Below are 16625 nucleotides of genomic sequence, written 5' to 3' on the forward strand. Positions count from 1 at the left end.
GCCGACCCATTGACGTGGGACTTCATCAATGTTGATGATTTCATCAGTCGGCACCGACGCCAGGAGGACCCCCATGCCGGACCTCGTCACACCGCACCAGGATCTGCACAGCGAGCGCGGAGCGCTGCGGGGGGAGCATCCCGGGCGCTCGCGCAATCCCGTGATCAAAGCCGCCGATCTCGCCTGGCTGGAGTTCGAGAAGCCCGATCTCGACCGGGCCGAGGTCTTCGCCCGCGATTTCGGGTTCGGCGTCGCGGCCCGGACGCCGGACGCCCTGTGGCTGCGCGGGGTCTTCGGGGGGCCGCCGTGCATGGTGATCCGCGCCGCTCCCGTCTCGCGCTTCGTCGGGCCCGTCTTCCGGGCCGCCGAGCGTGCCGACCTCGCGCGGCTCGCGCGGGTCACGGGGACCTCGGTCGTCCCCTCGGACGTGCCGGGGGGCGGCGAGGCCGTCGCGCTGCTCGATCCCTCCGGGTTCCCGGTACGGGTCGCGCACTGCGCGGAGCCGCTCGCGGCGCTGCCCGGACAGCGGGCGCTCACGCTCAACACGGGCGCCGCGCCCCGTACCCGTACCGCCCCCCGCGTCGACGTCACGCAGCGGGCGCCCCGCGAGCCCGCGCGGGTGCAGCGGCTCGGGCACGTCGTCCTGGAGACGCGGGTCTTCCGGCGCACGCTCGACTGGTACCTCGACACGCTCGGGCTGATCGTGAGCGACTTCCTCTTCCTCGACGGGCAGCGCGAGCGCGGGCCCACGATGGCCTTCATCCGCTGCGACCGGGGCGGGGTGCCCGCCGATCACCACACGCTCGCGCTGCACCTCGGGCCCGGGACCGGCTACGTGCACTCGGCGTACCAGGTGACCGACCTCGACGCGCTCGCCGCCGGGGGCGAGTACCTCACCGAGCGCGGTTACCAGCGCAGTTGGGGCATCGGGCGGCACATCCAGGGCAGCCAGCTCTTCGACTACTGGCGCGATCCCGACCGTTTCATGCTGGAGCACTTCGCCGACGGCGACCTCTTCACCTGCGACGTCGAGGCCGGCTGGGCGCCCATGTCGGGCAGCGGCCTCGCGCAGTGGGGGCCGCCCGTGACGCGCGACTTCCTCGGCGCCAGTCCCTCGCCCGCCCGCCTGCGCGAGGTCGTGCGCGCCCTGCGCGACGACACCGAACTCGATCCGCCCCGGCTCCTCGCCCTCCTGAAAGCGATGAACTCATGACGACGAATGTTCTGCGGACCGTTGACGGCTGGTGGGTCGTACGGGGGGAGTCCGCCGTACGGGTCGCGACCGGCGCCCGCACCACCGCCGAGCTGCTCGCCGCGCGCGACGCGGTACGGGAGGCGGCAGTGGGGGCGGCGGCCGGGGGCGGCGAATCCGTGGCCCTCGCCGGGCTCACCCCCCTCTCCCCCGTCACGACGCCCTGCCGCGTCGTCGCGCAGATGGTCAACTATCGCTCGCACGCCCGTGATTCCGGGTTCACGGGCGAGGTTCCTCCGGCCTTCTTCCGCAAGGCGTCCGGCTCGGTGAGCGGGGCACGGGACGCCATCGTGCGGCCCGCCCACGTGCGCTTCCTCGACTACGAGGTCGAGCTGGGGCTCGTGATGGGCGCCCCGCTGCGCGTCGGGGACGTCGTGGAGGAAGGCGAACTGTCGCGATATGTCGCGGGGTTCGTCGTCGCCGACGACGTGAGCGCGCGCGACGTCCAGCTCACCAAGACGCAGTTCTACGAAAGCAAGTCGTACCCCGGGTTCACGCCGACCGGGCCCTGCCTCGCGCTCCTCGAACCCGAGGACTTCGCCCACTTCGGCAATCTGCGGCTGCGGCTCTCCGTCAACGGCGAGGTGCGCCAGGACCGCACCGTGGCCGACATGATCGTGCGGCCCGCGCGGGCGCTGAGCCTGCTCGCCCGGTTCCAGGCGCTCGACCCCGGCGACCTGCTGCTCACCGGGACGCCGGGCGGGACCGCGCTCAAGGCCCCCGCGAAGGCGGTCGAGAAGCTCGGGGCGCTGCTGCCCGCCGAGGTGAAGTGGAAGGTCTTCTTCAAGAGCCAGGCGCGCAACGACGCCTATCTGCGGCCCGGGGACGTCGTCACCGCCTCGATCCGGACGCCGGACGGGCGGATCGACCTCGGGGAGCAGCGGAACGTGGTCGCGGCGGCGGAGGGCGAGGCGTGAGCGAGGAGGACGGCGAGGGCGGGAGCCCGCGCGGGCGCACCGGGGACGGAGCGGCGGTGCGCGAACCCGGCGCTGTGGAGACGCCGCGTGAACCCGGCGCCGAGACCCCTCGCGGACCCGGCCTGGTAGAGACCGTGTCCGAGCCCGGCACCATAGAGACGCCGCACGAACCCGGAGCCACCAAGCCCCCTCACGCCCCCGGCCCCGTCGAGGCGCCGCGGGGACCCGCCCCCGTCGAGGCGCCGCACGGACCCGGCCCCGTCAAGGCGCCGCGCGGACCCGGCCCCGTCGGGGCGCCGCGCGGACCCGGCCCCGTCGACGCCCTCCGCGGGCGCTCCGTTCCCGTCGTCATCGTCGGGGCCGGGCCCGTCGGGGTCACGACCGCGCTGCTGCTCGCGCGGTACGGCGTGCGCAGTGTGGTGCTCGAACGGCACCGCGACGTGTACCCCTTGCCCCGCGCCGTCGCGACCGACGACGAGGTGTGCCGCATCCTCCAGGCGGTCGGCGTGTACGAGTCCTTCGCGGCGGTGTCGCGGCCCGCGCGCGGACTGCGGCTGCTCGACGCGGGGCACGACGTGATCGCCGAGTTCCGGCGTACCGAGCGGGGCTCGCACGGGTTCGCGCAGACCCGGATGTTCGATCAGCCGGTCCTGGAGCGGCTGTTGCGGGACGCGCTGGCGGACCGGCGGGAGGCCGAGCTGTGGGGCGGGGTCGAGGTCGTCTCCGTACAGGAGGAGGAGGGCGGTTCCCGCGTGCGGTTCCGCGACGCCGCGGGGCGCGCGGGCGAGGTCCGCGCCTCGTACGTCCTCGCGTGCGACGGGGCCGGGAGCCCGCTGCGCGAAGCGTGCGGGATCGGCTTCGAGGACCTGCGGTTCGAGGAGAGCTGGACGGTGCTCGACGTGCGGACCCCGGCCGCCGTGCGGACCTGGGAGGGCGTGGACCAGGTGTGCGACCCGCGCCGGCCCGCGACCTTCATGCGGATCGGCGAGGACCGCTACCGCTGGGAGTTCCGGCTCGGCGCGGACGAGGACCCGGACGAGGCGGGCGTGCGCGCGCTCGTCGCGCCGTGGGTGGAGCCCGCGCCCGGCGAGGAGTTCGAGGTGCTGCGCACGGCGCGGTACACCTTCAGGGCCCGGCTCGCCGAGCGCTGGCGGCACGGGCGTGTCTTCCTCCTCGGCGACGCCGCGCACCAGACGCCGCCGTTCGTCGGGCAGGGGCTGTGCGCGGGAATGCGCGACGCGGCGAACCTGAGCTGGAAGCTCGCGCGCGTGCTCGGCGGCGGTGCGGACGAGCGGCTGCTCGACACGTACGAGAGTGAACGCAGGCCGCACGCGCGGAAGTTGATCCTGGCAGCCGTCGCCACCGGGTGGGCGATGACCGGCGGGCAGGACCGCGCGGCGGCGCTGCGGCGGGCCGCCGTGGGGGCCGTGTGCCGGGTGCCGGGTGTGACGCGGCTCGCGGGGAACGGGCTCGCGCCACCGCTGCGACGCGGGGTGCTGAGCGCGGGACGGCTCGGGGGGCGTTTCTGTCCGCAGCCCGGGATGCGGGACGGGACGTTCGACGACGTGCTCGGGCCCTCCTTCGCGCTCGTGAGCGGCGCGCCCGCCCTCACCCCCGCCCTGCGTCCGCTCGCCGCCGCGCTCGGCGCGCGGCTCGTCCCCGCGCACGGGCTCGGCGACGGCGGGGCGCTCGCCGCCTGGCTGCGCGCGGGCGGCGCGGACGCCGTGCTCGTCCGGCCCGACCGCGTCGTGCTCGACGCCGTGCCGCGCGGCGGGCGGGAGTTCACGGGGATCGCGGGGTGGGCGCCGCTGCTCAGGACGGGGCGGGCGGCGCGTACGGACGTCGACGCGCGCGCCCCGTCGCCCGCCGAGCCCTTCTCCCTCATCCACTGACCGTCTTCGACTCGTTCAGGAGCCGCACTTCATGAGCACCACGCCCGCCCCCTTCTGGTCCCCGGACCCGCAGGTGGCCGCCGGGAGCCGTATCGCCGATTTCGCCCGCCACGCCGCCGCCTCGCACGGCGCCCCGCTGCCCGACGCGAGCGACTACGCGGCCCTGCACCGCTGGTCGGTGGCGGATGCCGAGGGCTTCTGGGGGGCGGTGTGGGAGTACTTCGGGATACGGGCCGAGACGCCGTACGAGCGGGTGCTCGGCGCGGACGCGATGCCAGGCGCCGAGTGGTTCCCCGGGGCCCGTCTCAACTACGCGCGGCACCTGCTCGACGCGCTCGACCCGGAGCGCACCGCGATCGTCGCGCTCGACGAGACGGGCGCGGCGCGTGAGCTGAGCGGGGCCGGGCTGCGGGCGCGCGTCGGGGCGCTGGCCGCGACACTGCGCGGGCTCGGGGTCGGCGAGGGCGACCGCGTCGTCGCGTACCTGCCGCACACGGAGCACGCCGTGATCGGGCTGCTCGCGAGCGCGAGTCTCGGCGCGGTGTGGTCGGTGTGCGGGCAGGACTACGCGCCGAAGGCCGCCGCCGACCGCTTCGCGCAGCTCGAACCTGTCGTGCTCCTCGCCGCCGACGGCTACCGCTTCAACGGCACCGCGCACGACCGTCGCGAGGCGACCGCGCGCCTCGCCGCCGCGCTGCCCACGCTCAAGGCGGTCGTGCGCGTGGACCACCTGGGCCTGGACGGGGACGGGCCGGCGCTGCCCGTACCGGCCGTGGCCTGGGCCGAGGCGGTGAGCGGGCCCGGGATCGCGCCCGTCCCCGTCGCCTTCGACCACCCGCTGTGGATCGTGTTCTCGTCCGGCACGACGGGGCTGCCGAAGGGCATCGTGCACGGGCACGGCGGCGTGCTCGTCGAGCACCTCAAGACGCTGGGCCTGCACTGCGACCTCGGGCCCGGCGAGCGGCTCCTGTGGTACACGACGACGCACTGGATGATGTGGAACCTCGTCGTCTCCGCGCTCCTGACGGGGGCCTCGATCTGCGTGTACGACGGCAGTCCGGTGCCGGCGGCGCGGCCCGACGTGCTGTGGGAGCTGGCGGCGCGGCACGGCGTGACGTTCTTCGGGACGAGTCCGCAGTACCTGCTCGGCATGGAGAAGCTCGGCATCGAGCCGGGGGCCGCGCACGACCTATCGGGCGTGCGCGGCATCGGCTGCACGGGCTCGACGCTGCCCGCCTCGGCCTATCCGTGGGTACGGGACCACGTCGGCGCCCACGTACAGCTCGTCTCGACGAGCGGCGGGACCGACATCGTCTCGGGCTTCGCGGGGGGCGCGCCGACGACGCCGGTGTGGGCGGGCGAGCTGTCGGTGCCGAACCTGGGGGTGGCGCTCGCGGCCTACGACCCGGAGGGGAACGCGGTCGTGGACCGGGTCGGTGAGCTGGTCGTGACGCGGCCCCTGCCGTCGATGCCGCTGTACTTCTGGAACGACCCGGAGGGGGAGCGCCACCGCGCCGCGTACTTCGGCGTGTACCCGGGCGTGTGGCGGCACGGCGACTGGATCACGCTCACCTCGCACGGCTCCGTCGTCGTGCACGGCCGCTCGGACGCGACGCTCAACCGCAACGGGGTGCGGCTCGGCAGCGCGGACATCCACGACGTCGTGGAACGGCGGCCGGAGATCGCCGAAGCGCTCGTGATCGGGGCGGAGGAGGAGGACGGCGGGTACTGGATGCCGCTGTTCGTGCGGCTCGCGCCCGGCGCGGTGCTCGACGACGCCTTGCGCGGGCGGATACGGGACGCGATCCGCGAGGGGGCCTCGCCCCGGCACGTACCGGACGAGGTGATCGAGGTGCCGGGGGTGCCGCACACGCGGACGGGCAAGAAGCTGGAGGTTCCCGTGAAGCGGCTGTTGCAGGGGGCCGACCTGGCGGCGACCGTCAATCCGATGACGGTGGACGCTCCTGAACTGCTGGAGTTCTTCGCTCGTCTGGGTGAGGAACGCCGTGCGGTGCGGCGGCGGGCCGGGGGTGCCTCGTGAGCGCGACGGAGCGTACGGAGCGTACGGAGGGGGCGGGGAACGAGCCCGTACCGCCCTTGCCCGGTGTCCTGGACGTGCACGCGCACTACGTGACGCCCGCGCTCCGTGCCGCCCTGGAGGCGGCCGGGCACGGGCGGCCGGACGGGATGCCCGCCATCCCGGACTGGTCGCCCGAGGAGGCCCTGGCGCTCATGGACCGTACGGGGGTCGCCGCCGCGCTGCTCTCCGTGTCCTCGCCCGGCGTGCACTTCGGTGACGACGCGGCGGCGCGGGCGCTCGCGCGGCGGGTCAACGAGGAGGGCGCCGCGCTCGTCGCCGCGCACCCGGGCCGCTTCGGGCTCCTCGCCTCGCTGCCGCTGCCCGATCTCGCGGGGGCGCGCGAGGAGGCGCGGTACGCGCTCGACGCACTCGGCGCGGACGGCATCGCGCTCCAGACGCAGTACGGGGGGCGGCACATCGGCGACGCGGCCTTCGAGCCGCTGCTCGGCGACCTCTCCGCGCGCGGGGCCGTCGTCGTGCTCCACCCGACCTCGCCCGCGTGCTTCGAGGCGGTCGCGGACGGGTTCCCCCGGCCCATGCTGGAGTTCCCCTTCGAGACCGCGCGGGCCGTGGCCGGGCTCGTGCTCGGCGGCGCCCTCGACCGGCATCCGGGCATCCGCTTCGTGGTGCCGCACGCGGGAGGCGCGCTGCCCGTACTGACCGACCGGATCGCGGCGTTCGCGCTCGCGTCCGGGAACGACGTGGACGTGTACGGGCATCTGCGGCGGCTGTACTACGACCTCGCCGGGTTCCCTCTGCCGCGTCAGCTCCCCGCGTTGTTGACGCTCACGGACGAGGAGCATGTGCTGTACGGGAGTGATTTTCCGTTCACGCCGGGGTGGGTGGTGGAGGGGATGGCGGCGACGCTTGCGCGGGGGGTGGGGTTCGCGCGGGGGGACGGGGTTTTCCGGCGGTTCGCGGGGGCCTAGTGCCGGCCGGGCGGGCGGATTCGGGGCTCCGCCCCGGGCCCCGCTCCTCAAACGCCGGAGGGGCTGGAGTTTTCCCGGCCCGGATCTTTGCTCGGCCGGGATCTTTGCTCGGCCGGGATCTTTGCCCGGCCCGGGGCTAGGACGCCTTTTTGCGGGGCGGAGTTGTTTTCTTTTTTGGTGGTGTCTTCTTCGCCGCCGTCTTTTTCGCCGGGGATGTCTTCTTCGCCGGGGCGGTCTTCTTCGCTGATGTCGTCTTCTTCTTCGGGGGCGCCTTCTTCTTCCTGTCCTCCAGTTGGTGGACCTCCGCGACCTCCTCGTCCGAGGGGTCGCCGCCGCGCGACTCCTGGGCCGCCTTCACGCTGTTCTCCAGGGCCGCCATCAGGTCGATGACCTTGCCGCCGCCCGCCGGGCGTTCCGGGGCCGGGAGTTCGTGGCCCTCGGTCTTCGCGGCGATCATCTCCTCGACGGCCTGCCGGTAGTCGTCGTGCAGGTCGTTCACGTCGGCCTCGCCGAGGGTGTCCATGAGGGACTCGGCGAGGTCGAGTTCCTTGTCGCGGACCTTGACGTCCTCGGTCGGGGCCACGCCCTCGGGGACACGGATCTCGTCGGGCCAGTGCAGTCCGTGCAGGACGATGACGTCGCCGACGACGCGGAGCATCCCGAGCCGTTCCTTGCCGCGCAGCGCGAACTTCGCGAGCGCGACGCGGTTGCCGCGCTTGAGCGCCTCGCGCAGCAGCGTGTACGGCTTCGCGGCGTTCGAGCCGCCCGAGGCGAGGTAGTAGGCGGCGTCCATCTGGAGCGGGTCGATGCTGTCCGCGGGGACGAAGGCGACGATGTCGATCGTCTTGGTCGTCGGCAGCGGGAGCGAGGCGAGGTCCTCGTCGGTGATGGGGATGAGGCTGCCGTCCGCGTCCTCGTACGCCTTGCCGATCTCGTCGCCCGAGACCTCCTTGTCCTCCAGCTCGCACACCTTGCGGTAGCGGACCCGGCCGCCGTCCTCGGTGTGGATCTGGCGGAAGGAGACGGTGTGGTTCTCGGTGGCGTTGACGAGTTTCACCGGGATGCTGACCAGGCCGAAGGAGACCGCGCCGTTCCAGATCGATCGCACGTCGCTGCCTTTCGCCGGAGGGCTCCCGCCGTGGACTCGCGCCGGGAAGAGTGATCGCCCGCTTTGCGTGGAATTCTTATCGTATGACGCCGATCACGCATGTGGCGGGGCGACGGCTCGCGCTGAGCAATCTGGAGAAGGTGCTGTACCCGGGCGACGGCTTCACGAAAGGGGAGGTGCTGCACTACTACGCGGGGGTCGCAGAGGTCATGCTGCCGCACCTGCGGGACCGGCCCGTCTCCTTCCTGCGGTATCCGGACGGGCCCTCGGGCCAGCGTTTCTTCTCCAAGAACCCGCCTCCCGGTACGCCCGAGTGGGTGCGGGTCGCCCGGGTCGAGCGCTCGGACGGCGCCGGTGAGCAGGTGGTGATCGACGACCTGCCCTCGCTCATGTGGGCGGCCAATCTGGTGACGGAGTTCCACACACCGCAGTGGCGGCTCGACGCGCAGGGGCGTGCCGACCGGCTCGTGCTCGATCTCGACCCCGGCGAACCCGCGACGATCGTGGAGTGCGGGGTCGTCGCACGGTGGCTGCGGGACCGGCTCGCGGCGGACGGGCTGACCGCGTACGTGAAGACGTCCGGATCCAAGGGCCTGCACCTGCTCGCGCCGCTCGTTCCCGCGCCGTCGTCCGAGGTCACGGCGTACGCGAGGAGGCTCGCCGTGGAGGCGGAGCAGGAACTCCCGAACCTCGCGCTGCACCGCATGACCAAGAAGCTCCGCGCGGGCAAGGTCTTCGTCGACTTCAGCCAGAACGCCGCCGCGAAGACGACGGCGACCCCGTACACCCTCCGCGCCCGCGACTACCCCACCGTCTCGGCGCCGCTGACCTGGGCGGAGGTCGAGCAGTGCGAGGCCCCGGAGGACCTGGTCGTACTGGCCCAGGACGTCCCGTCCCGCCTCGAGAAGCACGGCGAACTGCTCGCGCCCCTGGTGACCGGCGAGGGCGCGGGAGAACTGCCGTGAGGGGGCGCGGGAGCAGCGGGGGAAGCGCCGTGACCGGGCGCGGGAGCAGCGGGCGAAGCGCCGCGAGCGGGCGCGGGAGCAGCGGGAGAAGTGCCGCGAGCGCGCGCGGGGAAAGCGTTCGCGGCGGCGGGTCCGCGGGGGCGGGACCGGGACCGGCCGTGCGGTGTCCCGGGCCGGGCCGCCGGGCGGGGCGCGTGTCGTGAACGGTCTGCCTCCCGGGTTCCGGCTGCCGCTCCGTACCGCCCTCGCCGAAGCCGTCGACCGGCTGCCCGCCGGGGCCGGGTGGGTGTACGAGCCGAAGTTCGACGGGCACCGGCTGCTCGTGGTGCGGGGGGAGCACGTCGTGCTCCAGGCGCGGTCGGGGCGGCGGGTGACCGGGGCCTTCCCCGATCTCCTGGAGGCGGCGGAGCGGCTGCCCGAGGGGACCGTGCTCGACGGGGAGGTGGTGGTGTGGACCGCGGGGCGCACCGATTTCGCCGCCGTGCAGCGGCGGGCGGCGGCGACGGCCGCGCGGGCCCCGGTGCTCGCGCGGGCGCTGCCCGCCTCGTACGCCGCCTTCGACCTCCTCGCGTCCGACGGCGAGGACCTGCGCCCGCGCCCGTACGAGGAGCGCCGCGCCCGGCTCGTCGAGCTGCTCGCGCCGCTCGGTCCCCCGCTCCAGGCCGTGCCCGCCACGGAGGAGCGCGAGACGGCCCTCCAGTGGTACGAGGCGCTCGCCGGGACGGGCGTCGAGGGCATCGTCGCCAAGCGGGCGCGGCAGGCGTACCCGGGCGGGCGGCGCGCGTGGCGCAAGGTGCGGCACCGCGACACGAAGGACGCGCTCGTCCTCGGGTACGTGGGGACGCGGCGCGCTCCGCGGCTGCTCGTGCTCGCCCTGCCGGGTGACGGCACCCCCGTCGCCTCCCGGCCGCTCGCCCCCGCGCTGCGGGCCGGGGCCGCGGGCGCGCTGCCCGCCGACGAGGAGGGGGCGGCCGAGGCGCTGGTCACCGCCGCCGGGGTCGGCGAGGTCCCGTACACGGCGGTGCGGCCCGGCGGGGTCGTCGAGGTGCGGCAGGAGACGACGCGGCAGGGGACCGTGGAGGCGGTGCGCTTCCGGGGCGGGCCCGGCGAGTGAGCGCGGGGCCGTAACGCCTTGTGGTCTTTTGCGATCTCTCCGTGGGCCTTTTACGTTGATTCGTGACCATCTGTGGTCACTTCATCGCACTTCAGGGAGTCTCTCCATGCCGCACCGGAAACCCGTCGCGCTCGCCCTCCTCGCCGTCACCGCCGCCCTCCTCTCCCCCGCCGCCGCGGCCCACGCCGACCCGGCCCCCCGGCCCGACGCGGCGGCCCGCGCCGACGCGGCTCCCCCCGCCGACACGACCCCGCAGACCGGCACGGCCCCCCGCACCGCCTTCGGCGAGACGCCCGCCAGCGCCCACGGCCGCGTCGTCGCGCGCGAGGGGCTGACCCTGCGCGACGCCCCGCGCCGCGCGGGCACCGAGGTCGGGCGCCGCCCGTACGGCGGCAGCGTCGCGATCCACTGCGCCATGCTCGGCGAGCGCGTTCGGGGCGAGGACCGCTGGTACCTCCTGACGGACGGGACCTGGGTCGCGACACCGAGCAGGTCGATCGAGACCGAGGGCGTCCCGCGCCCCTGCTGAACCCTCCTCGACCGCGCGGACCCTCCCCGCCCACCCGAGTCCTCCGCGCCCGCGCGGGCCCTCCCCGCCCGCGCGGACCCGCCCCCTGCCGACTCCGCCTCGCATAACGGGACATTCCGTACCCCGCTTGCTACGTTCCCGGCATGACCGGAACCAGGACGGCCGACGCGGGGGCGGGCCTCTCGGCGCACGCCGTGCCGCCCGTCCGCCGGCGGGGGGTCGAGCTGGGGCTGCTCGTGCTCGCGGTGGGGCTCGTACTGCTCGGGTACGTCGCCGTGGGGCTCACGCGCGAGGACCGCGTCCCGCCCGACGCGCTGCGCAACCTCGCCGGGCTCGCGGGCCTCGCGCTCCTCGCGCACCTCGTCGTGCGGCTCCGCGCCCCGTACGCCGACCCGCTCCCGCTGCCGATCGGCGTCCTGCTCAACGGCATCGGCCTCGTCCTCATCTACCGCCTGGACCTCCAGACCCCGGGCGACCGCGCGGCGCCCGCGCAGCTCGTGTGGTCGATGACCGGTTTCGCGCTCTTCCTCGCCGTCGTGGCGCTGCTGCCCGACTACCGCCTCCTCCAGCGCTTCGCCTACGTCGCGATGGTCGCCGCGCTCGTCCTGATGATCGTGCCGATCTTCTTCCCGGCCGTGAACGGGGCGCGGATCTGGCTGCGGTTCGGGGACTTCTCGCTCCAGCCGGGCGAGTTCGCGAAGGTGCTGCTCGCCGTCTTCTTCGCGAGCTACCTCGCCGCGAACCGCGAGGCGCTGCGCCACACCGGCCGCAGGCTGCTGTGGACGCGGCTGCCGAGCGCGCGCGTCATCGGGCCCGTCCTGACGGTGTGGCTGCTGAGCGTCGGCGTCCTCGTCCTGGAGCGCGACCTCGGGACCTCGCTGCTCTTCTTCGGGCTCTTCGTCGTGCTGCTGTACGTCGCGACGGGGCGCACGGGCTGGATCGCCGCCGGGCTCGTCCTGGCCTCGCTCGGGGCGTGGGCGGTGGGGACCCTGGAGCCGCACGTGCACCAGCGCGTCGAGGACTGGCTGCACCCCTTCGCCTCGATCAACGCGGGCGAGGGCCCCGGGCAGCTCGCGCAGTCCCTCTTCGCCTTCGCCGCCGGGGGCTTCACCGGCACGGGGCTCGGCGCGGGCCACTCGATCCTCATCGGCTTCGCGACGAAGTCCGACTTCATCCTCGCGACGGCGGGCGAGGAACTGGGCCTCGCGGGCCTCACGGCGCTCTTCCTCCTCTACGCGCTGCTCGTGGCGCGCGGCTTCCGTACGGGTCTCGAACTCCCCGACACCTTCGGGCGGCTGCTCGCGACCGGGCTCGCCTCGATCGTCGCGCTCCAGGTCTTCGTCATCGCGGGCGGCGTGACGGGCCTCATCCCGCTCACGGGCATGGCGATGCCCTTCCTCGCGCAGGGCGGCTCCTCGGTCGTCACGAACTGGGTCATCGTGGCGCTGCTGCTGCTCATGAGCGACCGGGCGGCGCGCCTCGGGGACGTACCGTCGCTCCCGGGGGCGACGGCGTGGGCGGGGGACGCGCGGGACGGGGGCGGGGCGTGAGCCGCTACCAGCGGCGCGCCGCCTTCTTCTGCCTCCTGCTCCTGGTCGCCCTCGTGCTCAACGCGGTCCGCGTCCAGCTCGTCCGCGCCTCCGCCTACGACCACAACCCCGCCAACCGCCGTGCGGCGATCGCCCGTTGGGACCGCCCGCGCGGGGACATCCTCGTCGGCGGGCACCCGGTCACGGGCTCGCGGGACACGCACGAACAACTGCGCTACGAGCGCACGTACACCGAGGGCCCGCTCTACGCGCCCGTCACGGGCTTCGCCTCGCAGGTGTACGGGAGCACGCTCCTGGAGCGCTCCGAGGACGGGCTCCTGACCGGCACCGACCCCGGCCTGAGCGCCTTCCCGCTGTGGGACGACCTCGTGCGCGCGCGGCCCGGCGGCGGGGACGTCGTCACGACGATCGACCCCGCGGCGCAGCGCGCCGCGTACGAGGGCCTCGCGGGCCGCACGGGCGCGGTCGCCGCGCTCGACCCGTCCACGGGTCGCGTCCTCGCACTGGTCAGCTCGCCCTCGTACGACCCCGGCGAGCTGTCGGGCACGAGCCGCGCCGTGACGGCGGCGTGGGCGCGGCTCACGGCCGATCCGGCGCAGCCGCTCCTCAACCGCGCGCTGCGGCAGACCTATCCGCCCGGCTCGACGTTCAAGATCGTGACGGCGGCCGCCGCGCTGGACTCGGGCACGGTGCGCGACGTGGACGACGCGACGGACGCGCCCGACCCGTACCGCCTGCCGGGGAGCGGGACGAGGCTCGCGAACGAGGTGGAGGGGTGCGGGGACGCGAGCCTGCGGTACGCCTTCCGGTGGTCGTGCAACACGGTGTTCGCGGCGCTCGGGGTGAGGACGGGGCTCGCCGACATGGTGCGCGCGGCCGGGCGTTTCGGCTTCGACGAGGTGGGGCCCGGCATCCCCTCGCCCGTCGTGCGCTCCGCCTTCGGCACCCGGCTCGACAAGGCGCAGCTCGCGCTCTCCTCGATCGGCCAGTACGACACGCGCGCCACGCCGCTCCAGATGGCGCTGGTCGCCTCGGCCGTCGCCTCGGGCGGCTCGGTGCCGCTCCCGCGGCTGGTGGAGCGCACCACGACGCACGGCGGGCGCCTCGTGGACGCGCCGCCCGCGCGCACGCTGCGGCAGGCCATGACCGCGTCGACGGCGGCGCGGCTGCGGGACCTCATGGTGGACGCGGTCGAGAAGGGGACCGGGCGGCGCGCGGCGATCAAGGGCGCGACGGTGGGCGGCAAGACGGGCACCGCGCAGCATGGCGTCGGCAACAAGGGGACCCCGTACGCGTGGTTCGTCTCCTGGGCGCAGGCGCGTGACGAGCCCTCGCCGCAGGTCGCCGTGGCGGTCGTCGTCGAGGACGCGTCGGCGGACCGGGGCGAGATCAGCGGGGGCGGGAACGCGGCCCCGATCGCGCGCGCGGTGATGGCGGCGGTGGTGGGGGAGAAGAAGCGCTGACGCCCGGGGCCCGCCCTCCACCGTCCCGGGCGCCGCCCCCGTCAGCACACGCCCTTGCCCCCCGGGCAGTAGGGCTTCGTCATCTCCGAGCGCACCTGCGCGACGCGCTTCGCCGCCGCCGCGAGGTCCACGTCGGCGGCCTTCGCCGCGACGCTCTTCGGGGTGATCTCGGCGACCGTCGCCGCCGTGTTGTCGTCCGCCCACGCGCACATGGGGAAGACGACGGTGACGGACCCCTGCGTCGTGGACATCGTCTGGCAGCTCACGGCCCCGTTCCCCTTCGCGGCGCCCTCCGCGCCGCCGAAGCTCTTCGCGGGCGCGAGCAGCTCGGCGCCCTTCGCGCCCGCCGCGCCCTTGAGCATCGCGGCGCGGGTGTCCCCGGGGTTGCGGATACGGCCGTTGAAGCCCGAGACGACGAGCGAACCGCCCCCGCCGTCCGCCGGTTCGCCGACGTACGTGACGACGACGGCCGAGGCGTCGCGCACGTCGCGTGCCCCGCGCGCCTCGGTGTTGATCTTCGCGCCCTCGTTCCGCGAGAGGTCCTGGTCGCGCGTGTAGGCGCCGTCGAGGAGGGCGGCCGGGGGCGCGAGGCGCTGGTGGACCCGCGGGAAGCCCGCGTCCGGGTCGGAGTCGCCGCCACCACCCCGGAAGGCGAGCAGCGCGCCGACCACGACGAGGACGGCGGCACCCGCGCCGATGCCGAGGAACAGCGTGCGCTTCGACTTGCGCGGGGGCGCCGGGGCGGGGTCGCCGAAGGCGGGTACCGCAGTCGTGGCGGCGCCGGGCGCCGCGCCGGGGCCGTACAGGGAGTCGTAGGCGGTCCCGTACGAGGGCTGCGGGCCCGACGAGGACGGGGGGCCGGACGGCTGGGGGCCCGGGGCCTGCGGGTTCGGCGTCTCCTGCGCGGCGGGCGGGGGCTCGGGGGTGCCGTACGGGGTCGCGTACGGGGCGGGCTGCGGGGCCGGTTCGGGGGTGCCGTAGCCGGGTTGCGCGCTCTGGGGCCAGTTCCCGTAGGCGTCGGGAGCCGGGTAGGGCTGCTCGCCGTACGGCGCGGGCGCCTGCTCCGCGTACGGGCCCCCGTAGGGCGCCTGTCCCCCGTACGCCTGCTCCCCGTACGCCTGTCCCCCGTAGGGCTGTGGGGGCTGCTGGTTTCCGTACGGGTCCTGGGCCGGGTAGCCGTAGCCCGCCTCCTGCTGCGGGTAGGGCTGCTGCTGCTCGTAGGGGTACGGGGGCTGCGCGGGCGGCTCGCCGTAGGGGGCGCCGTGGGGATCTCCGTGGGGATCTCCGTACGGGTGCTGCGGCGGCGGAGGCGTGGACATGGCCAAACGGTAGGCGATGTGCGGGGCCGCCGGGACACACATCCCCCGCCGCGCGCCTCAACGCAAAGTTCCGGCAAGGGGATTGACGCCCTTACTGACACGGAGTCTCATAGTGGTGTGACCGCCGGTAACGCGGCCGGAGCCGGCACGACGGAGAACGAGGGTGGCAGGACATGGCGACGGTGACGGACTTCGAGCTCCTCCGTGACGCGCTGGGGACGCTCAAGAACAGGGAATCGGTGGCCGAGCGGCTCCTGGAGTCCTCGGCGAAGCACTCCTTCGACCCGGACAAGGAGCTGGACTGGGACGCGCCCTTCGAGCCGGGCAAGTGGTTCTGGCCCCCCGAGCTGGTCTCGCTCTACGGGACGCCGATGTGGGAGGGGATGAGCGAGGAGCAGCGCATGACGCTGTCGATGCACGAGGCGGCCTCGCTCGCCTCGCTCGGCGTGTGGTTCGAGATCATCCTCATGCAGCTGCTCGTGCGGCACATCTACGACAAGGACATCACGAGCGCCCACACGCGGTACGCGCTCACCGAGATCGCCGACGAGTGCCGGCACTCGATGATGTTCGCGCGGATGATCAAGACGGGCGGCATCCCGGCGTACCCGGTCACGCGCTTCAACCACAACCTGGGACGCATCCTCAAGACGGTCTCGACGACGCCCGGTTCCTTCGCCTGCACGCTCCTCGGCGAGGAGATCCTCGACTGGATGCAGCGGCTCACCTTCCCCGACGAGCGCGTGCAGCCGCTCGTGCGCGGCGTGACCCGTATCCACGTCATCGAGGAGGCGCGGCACGTGCGCTACGCGCGCGAGGAGCTGCGGCGGCAGATGGTGACGGCGCCGAAGTGGGAGCGGCACCTGACGCGGCTCTCGGCCGGTGAGGCGGCGCGGATCTTCTCCGTCGCCTTCGTCAACCCGGACGTCTACACGAACGCGGGGCTCGACAGGCGCGAGGCGCTGCGGCAGGTGAAGGCGAGCGCGCACCGCCGCGAGGTCATGCAGAACGGCGCGAAGCGGCTGACGGACTTCCTGGACGACATCGGCCTGATGGAGGGCGTGGGCCGACCCCTGTGGCGCTCCTCGGGGCTGCTGGCCTGAGAGACCCCTCCGCGAGGTGAGTGAGCACTCACCCACCTCGCGGGGGCACCAGCCGGGCCGCTCGGCGACACTGGACGCGTGAAGACCGAGAACGTCGTGTTCGTGGGCGGCCCCCTGGACGGCCGCACCCTGCCGGTACTGACCGGCCCCACGGGCCAGCCCCCCAAGCAGTACAAGGTCCCCGTCCCCGCCGCGACCGGGGAGACGCTGCTCGTCTACAACCGCGAGCCCCTGCTGCGTCCGGGCAGCAGACTCGGCATGCCACGCGGCTGGCGGTACGTGTACGACCCGGAGGGCCTGGTCGCCCGCCGCCGCTGGCCGTGGCAGTTCCGGCCGAAGGAGGCGTGAGGCGCGGCAGGATTCGGCGTCTGCGGCCCGAAGGTCCGAGGACGCGGCCGAAGCCC

The 16625-nt window shown here is 74.5% G+C and carries 14 protein-coding genes; 12 read left to right on the forward strand and 2 right to left on the reverse strand.

Going from position 1 to position 16625, the window contains the following annotated elements:
• The first annotated feature begins 73 nt into the window (after nt 1-73).
• Genes STTU_RS09325 through STTU_RS09345 form a run of 5 tightly spaced genes read left to right on the forward strand, consistent with a single transcriptional unit; the run spans nt 74 to nt 7070 of the window.
• Complete coding sequence (locus STTU_RS09325) at nt 74-1213, forward strand: VOC family protein (protein ID WP_007822095.1); 1140 nt, start codon at nt 74-76, stop codon at nt 1211-1213.
• Nucleotides 1210-2169 (forward strand): fumarylacetoacetate hydrolase family protein, encoded by a 960-nt coding sequence (locus STTU_RS09330; protein ID WP_043254671.1) that lies wholly within the window; start codon nt 1210-1212, stop codon nt 2167-2169. The genes STTU_RS09325 and STTU_RS09330 overlap by 4 nt, the downstream gene beginning before the upstream one ends.
• Nucleotides 2166-4061: a bifunctional 3-(3-hydroxy-phenyl)propionate/3-hydroxycinnamic acid hydroxylase gene (locus STTU_RS09335; protein ID WP_063894605.1), complete on the forward strand. Its 1896-nt coding sequence runs from the start codon at nt 2166-2168 to the stop codon at nt 4059-4061. The genes STTU_RS09330 and STTU_RS09335 overlap by 4 nt, the downstream gene beginning before the upstream one ends.
• Nucleotides 4062-4092: 31 nt before the next feature.
• The gene (locus STTU_RS09340; RefSeq protein ID WP_007822101.1) at nt 4093-6102 is read left to right on the forward strand and encodes an acetoacetate--CoA ligase; all 2010 of its coding nucleotides are present in this window, start codon (nt 4093-4095) and stop codon (nt 6100-6102) included.
• On the forward strand, nt 6099-7070 hold the full coding sequence (locus STTU_RS09345) for an amidohydrolase family protein (protein WP_234019195.1): 972 nt from the start codon (nt 6099-6101) through the stop codon (nt 7068-7070). Before STTU_RS09340 ends, STTU_RS09345 begins: the two co-directional genes overlap by 4 nt.
• A gap of 136 nt (nt 7071-7206) precedes the next feature.
• On the opposite strand, the gene STTU_RS09350 is transcribed toward STTU_RS09345, so the two are convergent.
• Nucleotides 7207-8178 (reverse strand): Ku protein, encoded by a 972-nt coding sequence (locus tag STTU_RS09350; protein ID WP_007822105.1) that lies wholly within the window; start codon nt 8176-8178, stop codon nt 7207-7209.
• Between the two features lie 83 nt (nt 8179-8261).
• Here STTU_RS09350 and ligD point away from each other — a divergent pair, with 83 nt between their 5' ends.
• The 5 genes from ligD (at nt 8262) to STTU_RS09375 (ending at nt 13799) form a co-directional block, all read left to right on the forward strand.
• On the forward strand, nt 8262-9143 hold the full coding sequence (ligD, locus tag STTU_RS09355) for a non-homologous end-joining DNA ligase (protein WP_043254672.1): 882 nt from the start codon (nt 8262-8264) through the stop codon (nt 9141-9143).
• 199 nt (nt 9144-9342) lie between these two features.
• On the forward strand, nt 9343-10257 hold the full coding sequence (locus STTU_RS09360; protein ID WP_052862477.1) for a DNA ligase: 915 nt from the start codon (nt 9343-9345) through the stop codon (nt 10255-10257).
• A 106-nt stretch (nt 10258-10363) separates the two neighbouring features.
• Nucleotides 10364-10786 (forward strand): hypothetical protein, encoded by a 423-nt coding sequence (locus tag STTU_RS09365; protein ID WP_043254674.1) that lies wholly within the window; start codon nt 10364-10366, stop codon nt 10784-10786.
• Nucleotides 10787-10929: 143 nt separating this feature from the next.
• Nucleotides 10930-12336 (forward strand): FtsW/RodA/SpoVE family cell cycle protein, encoded by a 1407-nt coding sequence (locus tag STTU_RS09370; protein WP_007822111.1) that lies wholly within the window; start codon nt 10930-10932, stop codon nt 12334-12336.
• The gene (locus STTU_RS09375) at nt 12333-13799 is read left to right on the forward strand and encodes a penicillin-binding transpeptidase domain-containing protein (protein WP_052862478.1); all 1467 of its coding nucleotides are present in this window, start codon (nt 12333-12335) and stop codon (nt 13797-13799) included. Before STTU_RS09370 ends, STTU_RS09375 begins: the two co-directional genes overlap by 4 nt.
• Before the next feature lie 41 nt (nt 13800-13840).
• Here STTU_RS09375 and STTU_RS09380 read toward each other — a convergent pair whose 3' ends face one another.
• On the reverse strand, nt 13841-15118 hold the full coding sequence (locus STTU_RS09380) for a hypothetical protein (protein WP_234019196.1): 1278 nt from the start codon (nt 15116-15118) through the stop codon (nt 13841-13843).
• Between the two features lie 173 nt (nt 15119-15291).
• On the opposite strand from STTU_RS09380, the gene STTU_RS09385 reads away from it, so the two are divergent.
• Nucleotides 15292-16221, forward strand: coding sequence for an AurF N-oxygenase family protein (locus tag STTU_RS09385; protein ID WP_010275451.1), 930 nt, complete (start codon nt 15292-15294; stop codon nt 16219-16221).
• Between the two features lie 78 nt (nt 16222-16299).
• Nucleotides 16300-16569, forward strand: coding sequence for a hypothetical protein (locus tag STTU_RS09390; protein WP_007822118.1), 270 nt, complete (start codon nt 16300-16302; stop codon nt 16567-16569).
• Nucleotides 16570-16625 lie beyond the last annotated feature (56 nt).

The sequence above is a fragment of the Streptomyces sp. Tu6071 genome (assembly GCF_000213055.1).
Taxonomy (GTDB): Bacteria; Actinomycetota; Actinomycetes; order Streptomycetales; family Streptomycetaceae; genus Streptomyces; species Streptomyces evansiae.

Bases quoted from the DNA above. Each gene is read 5' to 3' on its own strand.
- STTU_RS09340 (WP_007822101.1), top strand. From the start codon at position 4,093: ATGAGCACCACGCCCGCCCCCTTCTGGTCCCCGGACCCGCAGGTGGCC.
- STTU_RS09380 (WP_234019196.1), bottom strand. From the start codon at position 15,118: ATGTCCACGCCTCCGCCGCCGCAGCACCCGTACGGAGATCCCCACGGA.
- STTU_RS09325 (WP_007822095.1), top strand. From the start codon at position 74: ATGCCGGACCTCGTCACACCGCACCAGGATCTGCACAGCGAGCGCGGA.
- STTU_RS09330 (WP_043254671.1), top strand. From the start codon at position 1,210: ATGACGACGAATGTTCTGCGGACCGTTGACGGCTGGTGGGTCGTACGG.
- ligD (WP_043254672.1), top strand. From the start codon at position 8,262: ATGACGCCGATCACGCATGTGGCGGGGCGACGGCTCGCGCTGAGCAAT.
- STTU_RS09385 (WP_010275451.1), top strand. From the start codon at position 15,292: ATGGCGACGGTGACGGACTTCGAGCTCCTCCGTGACGCGCTGGGGACG.
- STTU_RS09365 (WP_043254674.1), top strand. From the start codon at position 10,364: ATGCCGCACCGGAAACCCGTCGCGCTCGCCCTCCTCGCCGTCACCGCC.
- STTU_RS09370 (WP_007822111.1), top strand. From the start codon at position 10,930: ATGACCGGAACCAGGACGGCCGACGCGGGGGCGGGCCTCTCGGCGCAC.